Genomic DNA, 17137 nt, shown 5'->3' with positions numbered 1-17137 from the left:
AGTTAAGGTTCTAACAAATCAGGAGTATTCAAATGTCGAAGAATATCGATATTAAAAAGGTATTTTGGATCTACCTTTTCGCTTTCTTGCTTGCTGCTTTCAGTTTCCGTGCGGATGCCGCAGAAACGACGACTGAAAAATCAGCAGACCCGGCAGTTGAAAAAACAGCTGACGTAAAAGCTGAGAAACCAGCGAAGAAATCAAAAGCTGATTCCAAAAAAGCTAAAGAAGATACTGCTACTAAGAAGGGAAAACCGATGTTTGCACTTTTCGAAACAACTAAAGGCAATTTCAAAGTTAAACTTTTGACTGAAACTGCACCTAAAACAGTTGAAAACTTTGCGGGTCTTGCTGAAGGCTCTAAAGAATGGACTGATCCTAAAACGGGTTCAAAAGTTAAAAAGCCTTTCTATGATGGCTTGTCTTTCCACCGTGTGATCAAAGATTTCATGATTCAAGGTGGTTGCCCACTTGGAACTGGTACTGGTGGTCCGGGTTACCGTTTCGACGACGAATTCCTTCCAGGTCAACCGAAGCACTCTAAGCCAGGCATGCTTTCTATGGCGAACGCGGGTCCTAACACGAACGGTTCCCAATTCTTCGTTACGACCGTTCCAACTCCTTGGTTGGATGGCCGTCACGTAGTATTCGGTGAAGTTGTTGAGGGCTTGGACGTTGTTCACGCTATCGAAAACACGAAAGTAGGCCCAATGGATCGTCCAGTTGAGCCAATGATCATCAAGTCAGTAAAAATCGTAAGAGAGTAGTCGTTACTACATCACGAATTAAAGAACCCGCTTCAAAAGAGCGGGTTTTTTTATGTCCAAATTATTCCGAGAACTATTGAACTCCGATTGGTAAAGCATCTCCGTTAGTGATCACAGTCCCGGAACTTGTGCTACCTTGTTGCATTCCTCCGCCCATTCCACGACCTGGGCCCATGCCCATACCCGATTGTTGCTGTTGGCGACCACCAAATCTTGGTGGCTGACGACGATCATCCCTGCGATCATCTTGCCTCTCTGGACGAGGAGGATCGAAGCGTTGACCACGATCAGGACGATTTGGACGAGACTGTGCGATGTCTGATTCTTCTCTTTTGAACCATGAGCCATCACCGGCACGGCACACATATCCGCGCGTGATCATCGGCGTATCAGTTCTGCGATTCCAAACTTCACTGCGATAGATACGGCAATAGTAACCATCAAAATATCCCTCGCCCGTAAAGACGATGCGCCCACGATGTCCTTGTCCATCCCAGGCATAGGGAGTGTCTCGGAAGTCATTGTTTAAGGCTTTATACCACATGCGCTGGGATTGGCGATTGTCATCATCATCAAAGTCTTGAGCGATGTTCGCACCAATCAAACCACCGATAATGGCGCCACCAATCGTCGCAGCGATCACGGTCCCGCGATCAGCTGCCTTAGCTGTTTGTGCTTGAAATGCGATACCAAATGCCAGAACTGTTAGTGTGAGTTTCGAAAATACGTTAGTCATACGACCTCTCTCGTTTTAGTTTTTCAGAAAACTAGAAGAGCAAGGTGTACGCCGCAAAACGCTCGCGCGAGCTAATCGTGCGAGCTTGCTATCTTAATTTTGATTGTGGAAAGAATGTGCAATTCCGCGATGTTGTCTAAGAATTCAATTCGTGACAAAAAATGGAGCTGCTTAGTTGAACGAACTTATTCTTTTTCAACCTGAGACATGTCTATCTCTTTGGCTCTTTGAACAATTTGCTCCAGAACGTCTTCGTTTACGGCACCCGGCTGGACGAAGATAATGGACTGTTCTTTGATGACAGCTAATGTGGGAATTGAACGCACTTCGAAACTTGCCGCAATTTCTGGCTCATCATCCGTATTGATCTTGATGAACTTAACACCTGGATGTTTAGCTGCTACGGCGTCGAAAATAGGCGCAAATCTTTTACAAGGACCACACCAGACCGCCCAGAAGTCCACGATAACAATCTGGTTTTCTTCAACAACTTGCTTAAATGTCTCTTTGGTTACTTCAACAACTGACATGATTTAGCCCTAGCCTTTCACAATTAAAGTTTGCTGGAAAACAGACTGTGAGTCAGCATGTTTGTACACAACAGGAGGATTCGATGAAAAAGGTTCTTTTTGCAGTTCTATTTATGTTTTCCGCTCAGGCATTTGCCGGTGATGCTGGTTGCGGTTTGGGCTCTATGATCATTTCTAAAAACTCCAAAGGCTTGCAACTTTTGGCATTAACGACCAACGGATCGTTCTTGTCATCATTCTTTGGTATCACTTCTGGTACTTCTGGTTGCTCTTCAAGCGGTATCGTTATGAACGATAAAGAAGTTCAATACTTCGTTGAAGTGAATCAAAAAGAGCTTTCTCGTGAAATGGCTCAAGGTCATGGTCAACTTCTTGCAACTTTGGCTGAAATGAAAGGCTGCAAAAACACTGAAGCGCAATCTGCATTCGGTACTTTCACCCAAGGTTCCTACACAAACATCATTCCGGCATCTAACACTTCTGCAGCTGAAATGGTTTCTAACTTGAACAACGAACTTGCTGGTCAAAAGGATCTTCAAAACCTTTGCCATGGTTCTTAATTTTCTAGTTACTGTTTTATTGATGACGGCCCCACTCTTTGTGTGGGGCTTTTCATCGCAGGAAACTGCGTCTTACAAAGAGCAAGCTCTGGCGAAAAAGCTTGATGAGTCTTCCGCTTGGTTAAAGCTTGGTCATTACCGCAAAACTCTCTCTGGAAATTTTAAATCCCCGATTCTTGGGAACTTCTTTATTGCGCCCGATGGGCATAAGAATCCTCGTGCTGAACTTCTGGCGACACTTGATTTGCTTTTGGATGCAAAGACATCAAAATCTCAGTGCCGTTATCTGGCTCGCACTTCTTGGCTTAAATCCGTGTTAGATATTAAATCCGACGATGTCGAAGAATGTCCTGAAAGAAAATCTTGGAAAGCGCAATTGGGAGCTACTGAAGCTTATCTGATTTTTGCTGCTTCTGATTTATCCAGTGCCCCTTCAAGTTTTGGTCATACATTTTTACGTCTGCATAATCCGAAGAATACCGGGCAACTGGACCTTCTGGATTATGGAATCAATTATGCCGCCTACACAGGGACTGACGGCGGAGCGCTTTACGCTCTTAAAGGGCTTTTTGGATATTATCCTGGCAGTTACTCTATGCTTCCCTATCATCAAAAGATTCAAGAGTATTCAAACCTCGAGGGACGCGATCTTTGGGAATACAAACTGAACCTGACACCCCAACAAGTTGAATTGATGATCGACCATCTGTTAGAACTTGAAGGCAGCTATGCGCCCTACTTCTTTGCCGATGAAAATTGTTCTTCACAGATGTTGGAGCTTATTGAAGTAGCTTCGCCAGGCAGCGATCTCACTTCACAATTTCATGATATTGCCATACCTCTCGATACTCTTAAAGTCGTTGCTAATGCGGGACTGATCGGTGGAGAAAAACTTCGTACTTCCCTGCAAACTGAATGGCGCGCGCGCTATGCAAAGCTTAACTTTTCCGAACGACCTGCGCTTCGTTCTGTCTTATTAAAAGAACAGGATACTAATAAAAACTACTTGGGACTTTCCAAGAAAGAAAAAGCGGAAACACTTGAGGCAGCCCTTAGCTATCTTTCAATTCGTGAGTATCGCGATCAAAAAGAATACAACGATGAAAAGTATAAACTCTCGGTTGCACGCGCGAAATTGGGAGCGATCACAGAACCAGTAACGATCACACCGCCGAAATCTCCCCTGCTAAGTCCTGCGACTGCAGCATTTTACCTGGGATATGGGCAAAATGATCAGCAAGACTACTATCAATTTAAATTCCGTCGTGGATTTCATGATTTGCTTTCCGATGACAGTGGACTTGCGCCATTTTCGCAACTCAATTTCTTTGTCTTTGATGTTCGCTATACGCCGACAAGACAGAATTGGGATTTGAATCAGTTTGTTTTCTTAAGCATTCTTTCGACATCACCGTGGACTCAGTTAGAAAAACCGATTTCATGGTCCGTTGAAGTGGGTACCGAGCCAAAATTAAATCCCTATGTAAACGGCGGCATCGGTGCGAGCTTTGATTTACCTTTGATGAAAGCGACTCGTTGGTCTTTGTTCGCCATGAGTGAAAATTCCTACCTAACTGACATCGCGCAACCCTATTTGGGGGCGAAATCGATGTTCATGATGAAATGGGTGGATCAATTTAGAACTTTGTTTCAATCGGAATATCTTTACTCAACGACTCAGGGTGAGTTTCATTGGAATCACCTGGTTGCTGGGTCTTTCTCCTCTGGGAATATAGAAATCCGCGCCGAAGCCGAGCGCAAAGACACTGTTGACCAGTGGGGTCTATCACTGATTCTTCCCTTTTAGGTGCCAGGTCCTGTTTACGGACGCGGTGCTCCCGTAAACAGGACCTGGCACATAACCGTCATTATTATAGACAGGCCAGTGACCGAATACGGTCCCGTCTCACTTTGAGGCGCTCCAGTTCCTTTATATCGCTAATGACAGGCCCCTGACTTGCTAATCTCTTGAGTAAGGCAAATTGCCTTTTGAGGAGATCCTATGTTTAAGGCGTCTTTAACATATAAAAGAACGATCAGCTTCCTAACCGCTTTGGTAGTAGGCTTTTCTTCACTATCTCCTGCACTCGCAGCCTCGATCACTAAATCTGAGGACCAAAGAGCCACTCAAGATAAAGCGATGCTTGAATCGATCGGTTATTCCGTAAAAGTTGATTATGATAACAAAATCACACGCGTTTTTGATAAGAAGACCAACATTCCTGTTATGGAAATTCCGTTTGCCGATGAAAAAGTACTTCGTCAATACGATCCCAAAAACCTCGAACGCCGTCTTTTAAAAGAAATGGGTGGCGTTTGGAGCGCTAATAAAGCGGCGTTTTCTCATTCACTGAAAAACTTGGCTCCAGAATCAGTCATGTTCTTCTCTGCAATGGGCTTGGTTATGATGGGAGAGCTTGTAGTTAATTACTCTCAAAACCCTGTCGCAATTGATCAGCATATCACTCACTCCTTTTCACCAATGGGTATTATTGGTTTTCAACTATTCATGTACTCGCAAGGTGCAGCTTCCAATGTAATGGCGATGTATATGAAAAACCCACGCTACCACGTGATGATTCCTTACCTGGGAATGGTTGTCGGTGCGACAGTGCAAGGTTTAGCTTCACAACTGGTGGCTGATCCTAACGTAAAAATGTGTGCAAAAGTTTGGATGGGCAAAAAAGTTACCCAGCAAGATCTGGATAAAGGTGTGGATAAAGATCCATGCTCCAAAGCCTACGAGTACCTGGTTATCCACAGAAAACTTTGGGAAATGGCTCCCAATATCACATCCATGCTTATCTCTTCTGCGGTGGCTGCAACTTTGGAAAAAGGTGCCGTTAATCTTCTGACAAAACAAGCGGTTCAAGGTGCTTTGATCCGTTGGACTGGCGTGGATATCGTTGCTTGGTTGATCCCAGGCTCTATGCAAGTAAAAGGTCTTCGTTTCTTGCTAACTAAAGGTTTGAAACTTGCGACATTCGTGGCACTCGATCAACTTTTCATGCGTGCTGTAACTTACACTTGGAGAAACGTTGTCGACGCTCACGAGCTTTATGGTTATTCCAATGAACTTGAGCAAGAAATAAATGCGATGAAGAAGTCTCAGTGGCTTGCTACCTATGAAGTGCCACTGCAAACGAAACTAAAAACATTTAAAGATAAAATGATCGCTTGGAGAAGCGCTAATATGGCGTCTGTTCAAGAGGCTAGCGCCAACTGGCAAAGTGCTTTGTTCCAGCTGACTCAAGGCTATAAATCTGCAGAGAATTTCTATGGCGACTTCGTATCTCAAGTCCGTGACCATCGTTATGGCGACAGACCTGCCAACATCACTTACAAAGCACCTTTGTTCGGAGTTCGTGCTGGTGACATGAAAGCTTCTGACGATGCTTTCCACACGGATCCAATGTTCGTGCAGCACCAACAGGCTTACACAATGGAAGACGCTGCCGCTGCAGCCTCACTTCTTTTGCAATCCCCACAGTTCAAACAGTTGACGGCTGATCAACAAAAGAAATTCACGGCAATCGTAAATGGTCTTGGCGAAAAAGATCTGACTAAAGCAGCGCAAACTTTGACGATGCTTAACAACGAACTTCGCGTCTCTGCTTATACAGTGAATGTTTATCAAAATCTTTTGAGCCAGGTTCGCTCAATGTTAGGCAATCCGAATCCACAAATGAACACGGGTGCTGCGTGGGCGGCAACTTATGTGTCGAGCCCTGCCACTTATGAAAAGGTTAAGGACACAAACTTTTACCGTCGCGTGGGTATTTTCTCTACTCCGCAAATCTCAGATAATTTGATCATGCAAATGGCTTGTGGACCTGATATCGAAAAAGGTGAACTAGCAGTTCGCAACTCTGTGGGATTCCCTTCGGTCTTCCTTGCTCCTAGCATCGGCATTCCCGGTCAAAAGTTCGATGAGTGCAGCAATATGAATATGGACCGCTTTAAAAATAGTGCTCCAATGCCATATGCATGGCCGGTCAAAATCGCGAAAGCCAACGGAAAAAATATCACTTACAATGGCTGGGTTGAATACTTGCTAGCAGAAACTCGTCCCTCAGTTATTGGAAGTAAAGATCAAGTTCCATTCGCATCATGGTGGAAGCAAAACACTTATGCGCAAATGAAATCGGCTTTTGATACTTACGGCCTTGAATACGACAAAATCGTAGTGAACATGATGCGTGATCTTTATCGCCCGGGCAAAATCGCGATCAACACGGGCCCGTCGTACAACGGCGTGATGAATGCCATTTTCCAAGAGGAAAGAGTGTATCTTTCCATCCTAAACGACATCATGAACCCGGCCAAAGAGTACAAAATGGATTTTGAAAACAACATGGATAAGGCGCCGACAGACGCTCTGCTAAAACAGGTAGAAGCAGAATTTGCGACGATGAACCGCCTGATCAAGCAAATCAAAATTGTTACAATCAATGGTCGCGAACGCATTCAATCAAGTTTACAGAACTCTCAACTTGAAGCTCAGGGAGAAAAGATCAATCAATCCCTGACGAAGGTTGCTGAGACATTGGGAGTTGCCGTTCCAAACTCCGGTAAGCCCGCTGAAGCAGATCCTTTTGCGAGCTTGGATGAGGACTCCGCTCCCGCAAAAGAAGAAAAGCACGAGACTAAAAAGTTCACTTTGACGAAAGCTCAAACAAACTTGGTGGTGAGCGTACTCGAAGCCCTCCAAGGCTTGTCCGTGGAAATGAAATCCTATGGATCCATCGCAAATGCGGTGAGCTGGGACAAGATCAACAATCTTGAACAGATGAGCAAGGATCAACAGAGATTTGATAAAGCTGTAGAAAAAGCCACTCAAAACATGACGGCTTCAGCCCAAGGGAACTAAAAATGTCTCAAAATGAGACTGAGTTATCGGAAGGATAACGACGAGCGCAGAAAAGGTCACTGATTTCAGAGGTTAAACACGAAATCGCAGCCAGATGAAATATACGAGTTTTTGGGTTGGTAAAGGTTTTGCTTAATAGAGTTATATAAGAAACGAATTTTAAAAGAGGAGACTTCATGAAAAAGGCATTTATTATCGGTATGACACTAGCGTTCTCTGCAACTGCATTCGCGGCTCCAGGGAAAATGACGACAACTGAAAGATTGGCAAAGTTTGATAAAACAAGCCAAGAATACTTCTTGGATTCCAACGGTAATCTAAAAAATGCATCGGGCAAAAATGCCGAAAAGAAATATCTAGAACAATCTTTGAGAGATATCTCTAAAAATGAAACTCAAATCGTTGATAACGCACTAAAATACGGTACTAAAGAGTTTGGTTTCGGTGATCCTAAAATGAAATCCGAAGTTATGAAGAATTTGGTATCAATCGTAGCCGCAAAAAAAGCATCTGAAAAAATCACTGATGGAGCTGAAGCAAAAGAAGTATCTGATTCTGCTTCTGGTTTGGCGAATATGCTTGGAAAAATGCACCTTTTAAAAGCTGCTGAATCTCGCGAACTAACTAAAGAGCAAAATGCAATTGCTATTGAAGCTTTCGATAAATCAGTACGCCTTGGTACTCAAATTTTGACTCAATTCCAAGGAGCAGAGCGTTCATCTTACGCTCGTGTTTTGGCGAAATTTACAGAATTGTCTTCGAACAGCAACAAGCTTCCGTCTGAAATTCTTGTTGATTCTGTAATGGAATCGCAAAAAGTTTCGAGAGAAAAGGCGATCGAAATCTTGAGAAAACTTAAAGACTGCGTATAGACCACAACCACCCTCTTTAAAACCCCAAAGCCAAGGCCTCAAAACCTTGGCTTTTTTATTTGTAAATTAGATGCCAACCTTGTTGTTGTCGGTGACGATCAGGATTTCAATTCGGCGGTTCATCGCCTTGTGCTCTTCCGTATCATTGGGAACGATTGGCTTTTGATCACCATAAGAAATTGAAACGAAGCGTTTTGGGTTCAGCTTATGGTACTTTACGAAATAGCGAACAACTGCTGCAGAACGATCCCCAGCGAGCTCCCAGTTACTTGGATACTGCGGATCAGCGATCGGAGTATCATCGGTATGACCTTCAACGATAATTCTTTTATCATTCGCAGATAGGATCTCTGCGACTTTATCCAGTGCTGGCAATGACGACAGACGAAGCTTTGCAGAACCAGGCGTAAAGAAACTTGAAGCAGTCAAAGACACACGGACGCCGACGGAGTCATGATAGACATCCTGGATATCTTTCTTTTTATCATCCTTGCTCATGGCCTTACCCAAAGCACGCTCGACATAGTCAGCTGCTTCCGCAGGCCCCCCTTTTTTCGGAAAGTTACCGACCGGGATTTCCAATTCCGCAATGGCAGAGTCAATCGTTTCCGCATTTTGATCCGAGCCACCCTTACCCACCAAATGGAAATTCAGTTTGATAGATTGTTCGAAATCTTTTTGCTTATTTTCATTGGCCGTAGAGGTCGCGTACATCACCACAAAGAAGGCGAATAGGAGAGTGATAAAGTCTGCATAAGAGACCAACCATCTTTCATGATTCACATGTTCTTCGTGTCTTCTGTGTCTACGCTTTGCTTGCATGAGGCAGGTACGACCTTAATTTTTGTTCGATCACGATATGGTTCGCACCTTTGGCGATCATCAATCCGCCCTCAAGCACCATCATCTTTTCACGAGTCATATCTTCAACACGTTTTTTGATTTTGTTCCCCATGGGTAAGAACAAAAGGTTCGCCGAGGCAACGCCGTAAACAGTCGCTACGAACGCAACTGCGATACCTGCACCCAGTTTACTTGTATCAGTTAGATTACCCATTACGTGGATCAATCCTAATACCGCACCAATGATACCAATCGTCGGAGCAAAGCCACCGGCATCAGCCCAGATCTTTGCACCAGAAAGAAGCTCGTCTTCTTCTGTGTAAATTTGAGTCTCAAAAATATCGCGGATGATTGACTCATCAACGCCATCAACCACATTGCGCAAAACATTTTGCATTAAGGGATCGCCGATTTTGCCGATTCTTGGCTCGAGTGAAAGAATGGATTCTTTTTTTGCAATTCTTGCGTACTCCACGATGTCTTCCATCTTGCGGTGCGCTTCACTTTCGTGACGTTTGAATGCTTTTTTTGCAAGATCCAAACCTGTCTTAAGAGCATGTTCAGAACTAGAAACCATCACCGCTCCAGCAGTGCCGGTGAAAACGATGATAAATGCTGTGAGCTGCATCAGCGAGCTCATGTGGCCACCTTCAATCAGGTTTCCAAAAATGATCCCACCAAAGCCGATAAGAAGGCCTAATAATGTCGCAATGTCCATAAACACAATGATGCCATAGCGAGTTGAACGAGGCACTGTGACCATTGGAAGACCTAGACTTTCTGCGAGCAAAAAACTAAGTTAAGATCCCTATCATGCTCGATTTTATTTTGAACCTCGATAAACGTCTTTTCCTCCTGATCAATTCAGATTGGACTGCTCCTTGGGCAGACGTGTTTTTTCCATTTATTACTGACCTTCATAAAAAGAATCCGGTGAAGCTGATCATGATTCCGTTGATTATCGGACTCTTCATTTGGCGCCGCGGTTGGAAAAAAGGCTGCACGATTTTTATTATGGCAGTCTTGAGTGTTTCATTGTCCGATGCTGTTGGTAATTGGGCGTTTAAGAAAACGGTACAAAGACCCCGGCCTGCTGAAACTCAGGGTTTAGAAGTTACGGTGCGCGCTCCATTCGGTGGTTATAGTTTTGTTTCAAATCACGCCACGAATATGTTTAACTTCGCGACCTTCACTTCTGTGATCTTTCCCGTCGCCGCAGCTCCGATGTTTGCATTAGCAGTCATCGTTGGTTACAGCCGCGTTTATAACGGTGTGCACTTTCCCACCGATGTCTTAGCCGGCGCGGTCTTAGGAATGATTCTTGGTATTTTGATGGCCCGGTTGTGCCAAAAAGTAATGGAACGTTTTGACGAAACTGACAACGAGGCAGAAGCAACATGAAAGTATTAGTCACCGGAGCGAATGGATTTTTGGGTAGCTGGCTGACTCGGGCCCTGGTTGATCAAGGTCACGAAGTCTTCGCACTGGTTCGTAAGAACAGTGACCTGTCGGAACTAAAAGGTGTAAACTGCCAATACCGCTATGGTGATGTCACTGATGTTGTTTCTCTGTTGGAAGCTTTTGTAGATATCGACACCGTTTTCCATTTAGCAGGAGTGGTGGCTTACAAAGCCGCCGATCGCCCTTTGATGGAAAAAGTAAACGTGCAAGGCACAGCCAACGTTCTTGAAGTTTGCCGGGAACGTAAAGTTCGCCGTCTGGTTCACTTATCATCGGTTGTAGCAGTAGGGGCTGGACACAATCCCCAGGAAATCCTTAACGAAACTTCCGCTTTCAATATCCACGATTTGAATCTGGGCTACTTTGAAACCAAACACGATGCCGAACTTCTGGTGAAACAAGCCTGCGACAAAGGCGAAGTGGATGCCGTCATTTTAAATCCAGCGACCATCTATGGATTTGGCGACGCAAAAAAAGGCAGCCGCAAGATGATGCTGAAAGTCGCCCAAGGAAAACTAAAGTTCTACACTTCCGGTGGCGTTAATGTCGTTGCTGTCGAAGACGTGATTCAAGGAATTCTAAGCGCTTGGAAAATCGGTAAAACTGGAGAGCGCTATATCCTGTCTGGCGAAAATATTCTGATCAAAGATCTTTTCCGCATGATCGCCGAGGAAGCTGGAGTTTCTGCTCCTAATAAGCAAATGCCGGATCAAGTTCTGCACATTGTGGGAACCATTGGCGACTTTATGGAAAAAATGGGACTTAAAGGTCCACTTAGTAAAGAAAATGCATATACGGCAACTATGTACCACTGGTTTGATTCATCAAAAGCTCAGCGCGAGTTGGATTTCAAACCTCGCCCAGCTCGCCAAGCCATTCACAACAGTATTCAATGGGTTAAAGATCAGGGGATGTTGAAATAGATGAAGGCTGCTGGATTATTTTTTGCCATTATTGTTGCGATCATGATTTCTGCTGCGGCCTTTATCTGGTCGACTCTTCCCAACGAAAAAGAAATCAAGGGCTGCATTATCACGACGATGTATAAAGTCGATCTGTGCCCGACATCTAAAAACTATGTTCCTTTGAAACAGATTTCCTCGTACCTGCAAAGAACCATCATCATGACCGAAGATGGGAACTTCTATAAGCATCACGGTTTTGAGTGGGGAACGATTGAAAAGAACTTCCGCCAAGGCTGGGAAACCGGTGTCTACAAACGCGGGGGCTCCACAATCACTCAGCAGCTTGCCAAGAACATGTTCCTGAATGCTGACAGAACTTTCTTTAGAAAAGCCCTGGAAGCAATTATCACTGATCGCATCGAAAAGACTCTGACAAAAAAAGAAATTCTGGAAAAGTACCTAAACGTAGTTGAATTCGGTAAAAACATTTACGGAATCAAACAAGCGGCTCAATTCTATTTCAAAAAATCCCCAGCAGAGCTTGATGTGGTGGAAAGTGCTTTCATGGCGATGGTTCTGCCAAGCCCGATTAAGTATTCTCAGTCCTACTACAAAAAAGAACTGACGGGATTTGCACGCAAACGCATGAGTCAGATCGTTCAAAATCTGTATCAATTCCACAGCATTGATCAGGCCGAATACGAAGTAGCGATGGAAAGAATTCAATCTTTCCTAAGCCCTGCTCCCCCGCCCATGGATGAAATTCCGGGTTTGAAGGGAATGTCGGCTGAGCAGGTCAATTCACTTAGCAATGACGAGATTGATCGCTTAGAACAAGAGATCCGCGATGAAAACAGCGACATTGATTCTTCCGAGCTGGACATCAAGCCCGAACATAATTTGGATAACTAGATTATTTCAGAAGTTTGTTACGAATGCGGTGGAACGAGATATTCATAAATATCCACGTCAGCACCAACAAGATCAAGATATGCACGGCAATTTTAACCAAGTTGCCGTCATGTAAAATCCCACGAACCGCAGCCACACCGTGAGTCAGCGGAAACAAATACGCCAAATAACGCATTCCCGATGGTAATTGTTCCAATGGGAAATAAGTTCCGCTTAGCAAGCTCATAGGCACAATCAGACCTGATGTTGAATAAATAAAAGAATCATAGTTACGGGCAATCGAAGTAAAGATCATCCCGATACAAGAAAACAAAGCCGCAATCAAAAACAGGACCGGCAATGTCAGTAATATTTTATATGAATCAATCAATCCAAAGAATACGGCAACAATCGTAACACCGATAACGCCAAAGAATCCTTTAGTCGCTGCCCACATCAACTCGCCTGCTACAATTTCTTCAGGACCCACACGGGTCAACATGATCGTCGCATATGTTTTTTGATGAGTAAGTTTGGTATAGTTACCGTAAGTTCCTTCAAAGAAAGAAACCAACATCGCCGTCGTACACAAAAGTGCTGGAAAAAAATATTCGATATAGGACATACCGCCCATATTATTTACGAACGAGCCCAGACCGAAACCGATCGCTCCCAGGTAAATAACCGGTTCCAATACAATCCAGAATAAAGACACCATCATGGTCTTTTTAAAATACAGAAAATTACGCTGCCAAACTTTCAAAGCTCCGTCATTAAACTTAGGAATTGAAAGAAGCTGCTTTAACTTCATTATTCGTCCCTCAATTGATGTCCCGCAAGTTTTAGGAACACGTCGTTCAATGTCGGTTTACGAATAAAGATTTTGTCAGAGGCAATAAGATCCACAACACGACGGCCTTCCTGATTTTCTTTAACCAGTACAGACACTGTGTCTTTGATAACTTGATAAGCAAAGCCTTCGGCACGCAATCGGCCCAGGTAATAGTTCAAATCCACCGGATTAGTGTCGAACTCGACCACTTCTTTACCAATCAGATCACGGATCAAATCGCGTGGTTTACCGATCGTCAGGATTTTACCGCCATCGATGATCGCAACACGATCACACATCTGCTCGGCTTCTTCCATGTAGTGAGTCGTCAGAACCAAAGTGCTTTTTTCAGATTTTAAATGCTTAAAGAAATCCCAAATCCAGATACGTGCCTGCGGATCCAGACCCGTTGTCGGTTCGTCCAGGAAGATCACTTCAGGAGAGTTGATCAAGCCACGCGCAATCGCCAAACGGCGCTTCATACCGCCACTTAACGTTTCCACGGAGCGATCCTGGTATTCTTCAAGCTTCATCAAACGCAACAAGGCCTGAGCACGTAAATCGGCTTCAGCAGGGTTGATATTGTGATAGCTGGCATAGACTGAGAGATTTTCCAGGACTGTAAAGTCGGGATCGAGGCCGTCCTCTTGAGGTACAACGCCGATTCTGGATTTGATTTCACGGAAGTTCTTTTTAACGTTGAGCCCTAGTACATAGAGCTCCCCGCTTGTTACGAGGGCCGAGCAATACATCATCTTCATTGCTGTTGTTTTGCCAGCCCCGTTCGGACCTAAGAGACCGAAACATTCGCCCTTGTAAATCTCCAGATCTATTCCATCAACGGCGACTTTGTCGTCGTACTTTTTGGTTAAATCTTTGATTTCAATGGCGACGTTCGAGTTCATTATTCCTTCGCTGCTCTTGCACGTTTGTTTGGATCTGTTTCGCGGCAACGAAGACGGATGTTCTTCGGTGTCACTTCGATCAACTCAGAGTCTTTGATCCATTCCATTGCTTTTTCCAACGTCATTGGACGAACTGGAACTAGACGGATAGCTTCATCAGAACCCGAAGCACGTACGTTTGACAATTTCTTCTCGCGAGTGATGTTTACTTCTAGATCATTGTCCTTAGCATGCTCACCTACGATCATGCCTTCGTACACATCTTGACCATGAGTAACGTACATAATACCGCGCTCTTGAAGATTCCAGATAGCGAATGCTGTCGCTTGACCTTTACGGTCAGAAATCATCGCACCATTCATACGGTGTTCGATTTCACCTTTGTACTGGTCCCAACCGTCGAATTGCGTATTAAGCAAACCAGTTCCACGAGTATCTGTCAGGAACTCAGAACGGTAACCGATCAAACCACGTGAAGGGATACGGAATTCAAGACGAGTACGACCAGATCCTTTTTGAACCATGTTCGTCATTACACCTTTACGTTTACCAAGTTTCTCAGTAACCGCACCAACGTAAGAGTCTTCGATATCGATAACCGCGATCTCCATTGGTTCCATTCTTTGACCGTTTTCTTCCTTAAAGATAACTGTCGGTTTGGAAACCAGAAGCTCGAAGTTTTCACGGCGCATTTGTTCGATCAATACGCCCAATTGCAACTCACCACGACCGACAACTTTGAAAGCGTCAGTGTTCGCCGTTTTTTCTACACGGATCGCAACGTTGTACAATAATTCTCTTTCAAGGCGCTCAAGGATCTTACGAGAAGTAACGTTCTTACCTTCCATACCTGCGAAAGGACCGTTATTTACTGAGAAGATCATCCCTACTGTCGGCTCGTCTACGCGAATACGCGGAAGTGGACGAGGGTCCGTAGCAGAAGTGATAGTATCACCGATAGTGAAGTCTTCCATACCCGCGATAACAACGATGTCACCTGCGCCAACTTCTTGAGCTGGAACTTGCGAGTTCACTTTGTATTGGTACAAAGCAGAGACTTTAACTTTTTTCTGAGCATTCGCTTGAATACAAAGAACTTCGTCACCAACTTTGATTGTGCCTGCACGCATACGACCGATCGCCAAACGACCCACGTAATCGTTATAAGAGATGTTGGAAACCATTACTTGCAATGGAGCTTCTTCATCAATTTTTGGAGGAGGAACTAGATTTACGATAGCATCGTAAAGAACTTCTAGAGTACCAGTGTTAACCGCTGGATCCAAAGTCGCCATACCTTCACGCGCAATAGCGTAAACAGTGTGGAAGTCACATTGCTCTTCCGTAGCTTCAAGATCGATGAACAAATCGAAAAGTTCGTTGTGTACTTCTTGGATACGAGCGTCTGAACGGTCGATCTTGTTGATACAAACGATAACTTTCAAGTTTTGCTCTAGAGCTTTTTTCAATACGAAACGAGTTTGTGGAAGTGGACCTTCAGAGGCGTCGCAAAGAAGGATACAACCATCAACCATGTTCAGGATACGTTCAACTTCACCACCGAAGTCGCTATGTCCCGGTGTATCTACGATGTTAACTTTGATATCTTTGTAAACGAAAGACGCGTTCTTTGCCGCGATCGTGATACCACGTTCTCTTTCAAGATCCATGGAGTCCATCAAACGATCATCAACGTGCTCATTGTCACGGAATGTACCGGCTTGTTTAATCAAGTGGTCTACCAGAGTTGTTTTACCGTGGTCGACGTGCGCGATGATCGCGATATTTCTAATCTTCTTCGGATCTTGAATCATATTTAACCCTTCATTAAATTGAAACTGTAAAAACTAAATCAAAAATTTAAAAAATACATATCAGGATTTGGTTAGCGCACTAACCATGGCCACCCATAAGGAACTCATCCTTAGACTGATCTTCTTGCTCAACAGAACCGATACCAGCGAAAAATTCGTTAGCAAGGGTCATGATCTCTTCATTGCTTTTGGATTGGAAAAGATTCTTCCTGAATTGTGCCGCTCCAGGATACCCTGTCGAGAACCAAGCTGCAAACTTTCTCAACTGAATACCAGTGATGTGTTCATCACAATGCGCAACAACCTCATTTTTCAGGCTATTGAACAAGCTAACGTAGTCTCTTTTAACGTCTTTTACAGACTCGCCACGCCATAAGGACAAGGCATCCATAAAGATGAATGGATTTTTTAGACAACCCCGGCCGATCATCACCCCATCACAGCCCGACTGCTCCAGCCTCAAAACAGCTTGTCTTGGTGTGAGGATGTCTCCGTTTCCAAGAATAGGTAGTTTTGCGTTGGCCTTAACTTCAGAAATAAAATCCCAGTCCGCAAACCCAGAGTAACCTTGATTACGAGTGCGGCCGTGAATTGCGACCCACTCCATGCCCTCGTTGTATGCGATATTGCAAATTTCGGAAGCATTGCGAGTCGTTGAGTCCCAACCCGTACGGATTTTAATCGTCACAGGAATCTTCACCGCGGCTTTAACCGCAGACAAAACCTTTTGCATTTGCACAGGGTCTTTCATCATTGCCGAGCCTGCGCCCTTTTTTACGACTTTGGGAACAGGGCAACCGAAATTCAAATCGATGAAATCACAACCGTCGGCTTCTGCAAACTGAGCCCCACGCGCCAGAATTTCTGGGTCTTCACCAAAAAGTTGCACGCCGATGGGTCTTTGAGTTTCGTCAAAGCTCATCAGCTTCAATGTCTTTTCAGATTTATATTCAATGCCCGAGGCACTCACAAGCTCGGTAACGACAACACTGGCGTCGAGCTTTTTCATGAATGTACGAAATGCGTGATCTGTGATCCCGGCCATAGGCGCAAGGACAAACGGATTCGTCTTAAGGGCGTGAAGTGGATTCATAAGGGATGCGGTATATCAAAAATACGTCCAAAAAGGTACTTTTTGTTTTAAAAAAATG

Annotated in this window: 16 protein-coding genes; 8 read left to right on the top strand and 8 right to left on the bottom strand. The window is 44.3% G+C overall.

The window, feature by feature from the left end; genetic code table 11:
* The first annotated feature begins 32 nt into the window (after positions 1-32).
* Complete coding sequence (locus tag HW988_RS00815; protein WP_304504530.1) at positions 33-767, top strand: peptidylprolyl isomerase; 735 nt, start codon at positions 33-35, stop codon at positions 765-767.
* Positions 768-840: 73 nt separating this feature from the next.
* On the opposite strand, the gene HW988_RS00810 is transcribed toward HW988_RS00815, so the two are convergent.
* The gene (locus tag HW988_RS00810; protein ID WP_181605810.1) at positions 841-1503 is read right to left on the bottom strand and encodes a hypothetical protein; all 663 of its coding nucleotides are present in this window, start codon (positions 1501-1503) and stop codon (positions 841-843) included.
* A 185-nt stretch (positions 1504-1688) separates the two neighbouring features.
* Complete coding sequence (gene trxA, locus HW988_RS00805) at positions 1689-2033, bottom strand: thioredoxin (RefSeq protein WP_181605809.1); 345 nt, start codon at positions 2031-2033, stop codon at positions 1689-1691.
* Between the two features lie 83 nt (positions 2034-2116).
* Here trxA and HW988_RS00800 point away from each other — a divergent pair, with 83 nt between their 5' ends.
* The 4 genes from HW988_RS00800 (at position 2117) to HW988_RS00785 (ending at position 8335) form a co-directional block, all read left to right on the top strand.
* Positions 2117-2593, top strand: coding sequence for a DUF3015 family protein (locus HW988_RS00800; RefSeq protein ID WP_181605808.1), 477 nt, complete (start codon positions 2117-2119; stop codon positions 2591-2593).
* Positions 2583-4400 (top strand): DUF4105 domain-containing protein, encoded by a 1818-nt coding sequence (locus HW988_RS00795; RefSeq protein ID WP_181605807.1) that lies wholly within the window; start codon positions 2583-2585, stop codon positions 4398-4400. Before HW988_RS00800 ends, HW988_RS00795 begins: the two co-directional genes overlap by 11 nt.
* Positions 4401-4595: 195 nt before the next feature.
* Positions 4596-7463, top strand: coding sequence for a hypothetical protein (locus HW988_RS00790; RefSeq protein ID WP_181605806.1), 2868 nt, complete (start codon positions 4596-4598; stop codon positions 7461-7463).
* Between the two features lie 176 nt (positions 7464-7639).
* A complete protein-coding gene (locus HW988_RS00785) occupies positions 7640-8335 on the top strand; it encodes a hypothetical protein (RefSeq protein ID WP_181605805.1) in 696 nt (231 codons plus the stop codon).
* A gap of 66 nt (positions 8336-8401) precedes the next feature.
* Here the strand turns inward: HW988_RS00785 and HW988_RS00780 are convergent, their stop codons facing one another.
* On the bottom strand, positions 8402-9118 hold the full coding sequence (locus HW988_RS00780) for an OmpA family protein (RefSeq protein WP_255490138.1): 717 nt from the start codon (positions 9116-9118) through the stop codon (positions 8402-8404).
* 22 nt (positions 9119-9140) lie between these two features.
* The gene (locus tag HW988_RS00775; RefSeq protein ID WP_181607512.1) at positions 9141-9941 is read right to left on the bottom strand and encodes a flagellar motor protein; all 801 of its coding nucleotides are present in this window, start codon (positions 9939-9941) and stop codon (positions 9141-9143) included.
* 50 nt (positions 9942-9991) lie between these two features.
* Here HW988_RS00775 and HW988_RS00770 point away from each other — a divergent pair, with 50 nt between their 5' ends.
* The 3 genes from HW988_RS00770 to HW988_RS00760 are packed head-to-tail and all read left to right on the top strand — an operon-like array spanning position 9992 to position 12456.
* Positions 9992-10579 carry a phosphatase PAP2 family protein gene (locus tag HW988_RS00770; RefSeq protein ID WP_181605803.1) on the top strand — a complete coding sequence of 196 codons (588 nt, stop codon included), beginning with the start codon at positions 9992-9994 and terminating at the stop codon, positions 10577-10579.
* Positions 10576-11562, top strand: a complete 987-nt coding sequence (locus HW988_RS00765; protein WP_181605802.1) for an SDR family oxidoreductase — start codon at positions 10576-10578, stop codon at positions 11560-11562. Before HW988_RS00770 ends, HW988_RS00765 begins: the two co-directional genes overlap by 4 nt.
* Positions 11563-12456 (top strand): biosynthetic peptidoglycan transglycosylase, encoded by an 894-nt coding sequence (locus tag HW988_RS00760; protein WP_181605801.1) that lies wholly within the window; start codon positions 11563-11565, stop codon positions 12454-12456.
* Position 12457: 1 nt separating this feature from the next.
* On the opposite strand, the gene HW988_RS00755 is transcribed toward HW988_RS00760, so the two are convergent.
* The 4 genes from HW988_RS00755 to dusB all read right to left on the bottom strand — a co-directional run bounded on the left by HW988_RS00755 (position 12458) and on the right by dusB (position 17079).
* Positions 12458-13246: an ABC transporter permease gene (locus HW988_RS00755; RefSeq protein WP_181605800.1), complete on the bottom strand. Its 789-nt coding sequence runs from the start codon at positions 13244-13246 to the stop codon at positions 12458-12460.
* Positions 13246-14172, bottom strand: coding sequence for an ABC transporter ATP-binding protein (locus HW988_RS00750; RefSeq protein ID WP_181605799.1), 927 nt, complete (start codon positions 14170-14172; stop codon positions 13246-13248). The genes HW988_RS00755 and HW988_RS00750 overlap by 1 nt, the downstream gene beginning before the upstream one ends.
* Positions 14172-15986: a translational GTPase TypA gene (gene typA, locus HW988_RS00745; RefSeq protein WP_181605798.1), complete on the bottom strand. Its 1815-nt coding sequence runs from the start codon at positions 15984-15986 to the stop codon at positions 14172-14174. The genes HW988_RS00750 and typA overlap by 1 nt, the downstream gene beginning before the upstream one ends.
* 79 nt (positions 15987-16065) lie before the next feature.
* On the bottom strand, positions 16066-17079 hold the full coding sequence (gene dusB, locus HW988_RS00740) for a tRNA dihydrouridine synthase DusB (protein ID WP_181605797.1): 1014 nt from the start codon (positions 17077-17079) through the stop codon (positions 16066-16068).
* Positions 17080-17137: the final 58 nt, after the last annotated feature.

The sequence above is a fragment of the Bdellovibrio sp. KM01 genome, assembly GCF_013752535.1.
Lineage (GTDB): Bacteria > Bdellovibrionota > Bdellovibrionia > Bdellovibrionales > Bdellovibrionaceae > Bdellovibrio.
This window is presented reverse-complemented; position numbering and strand designations above follow the sequence as displayed.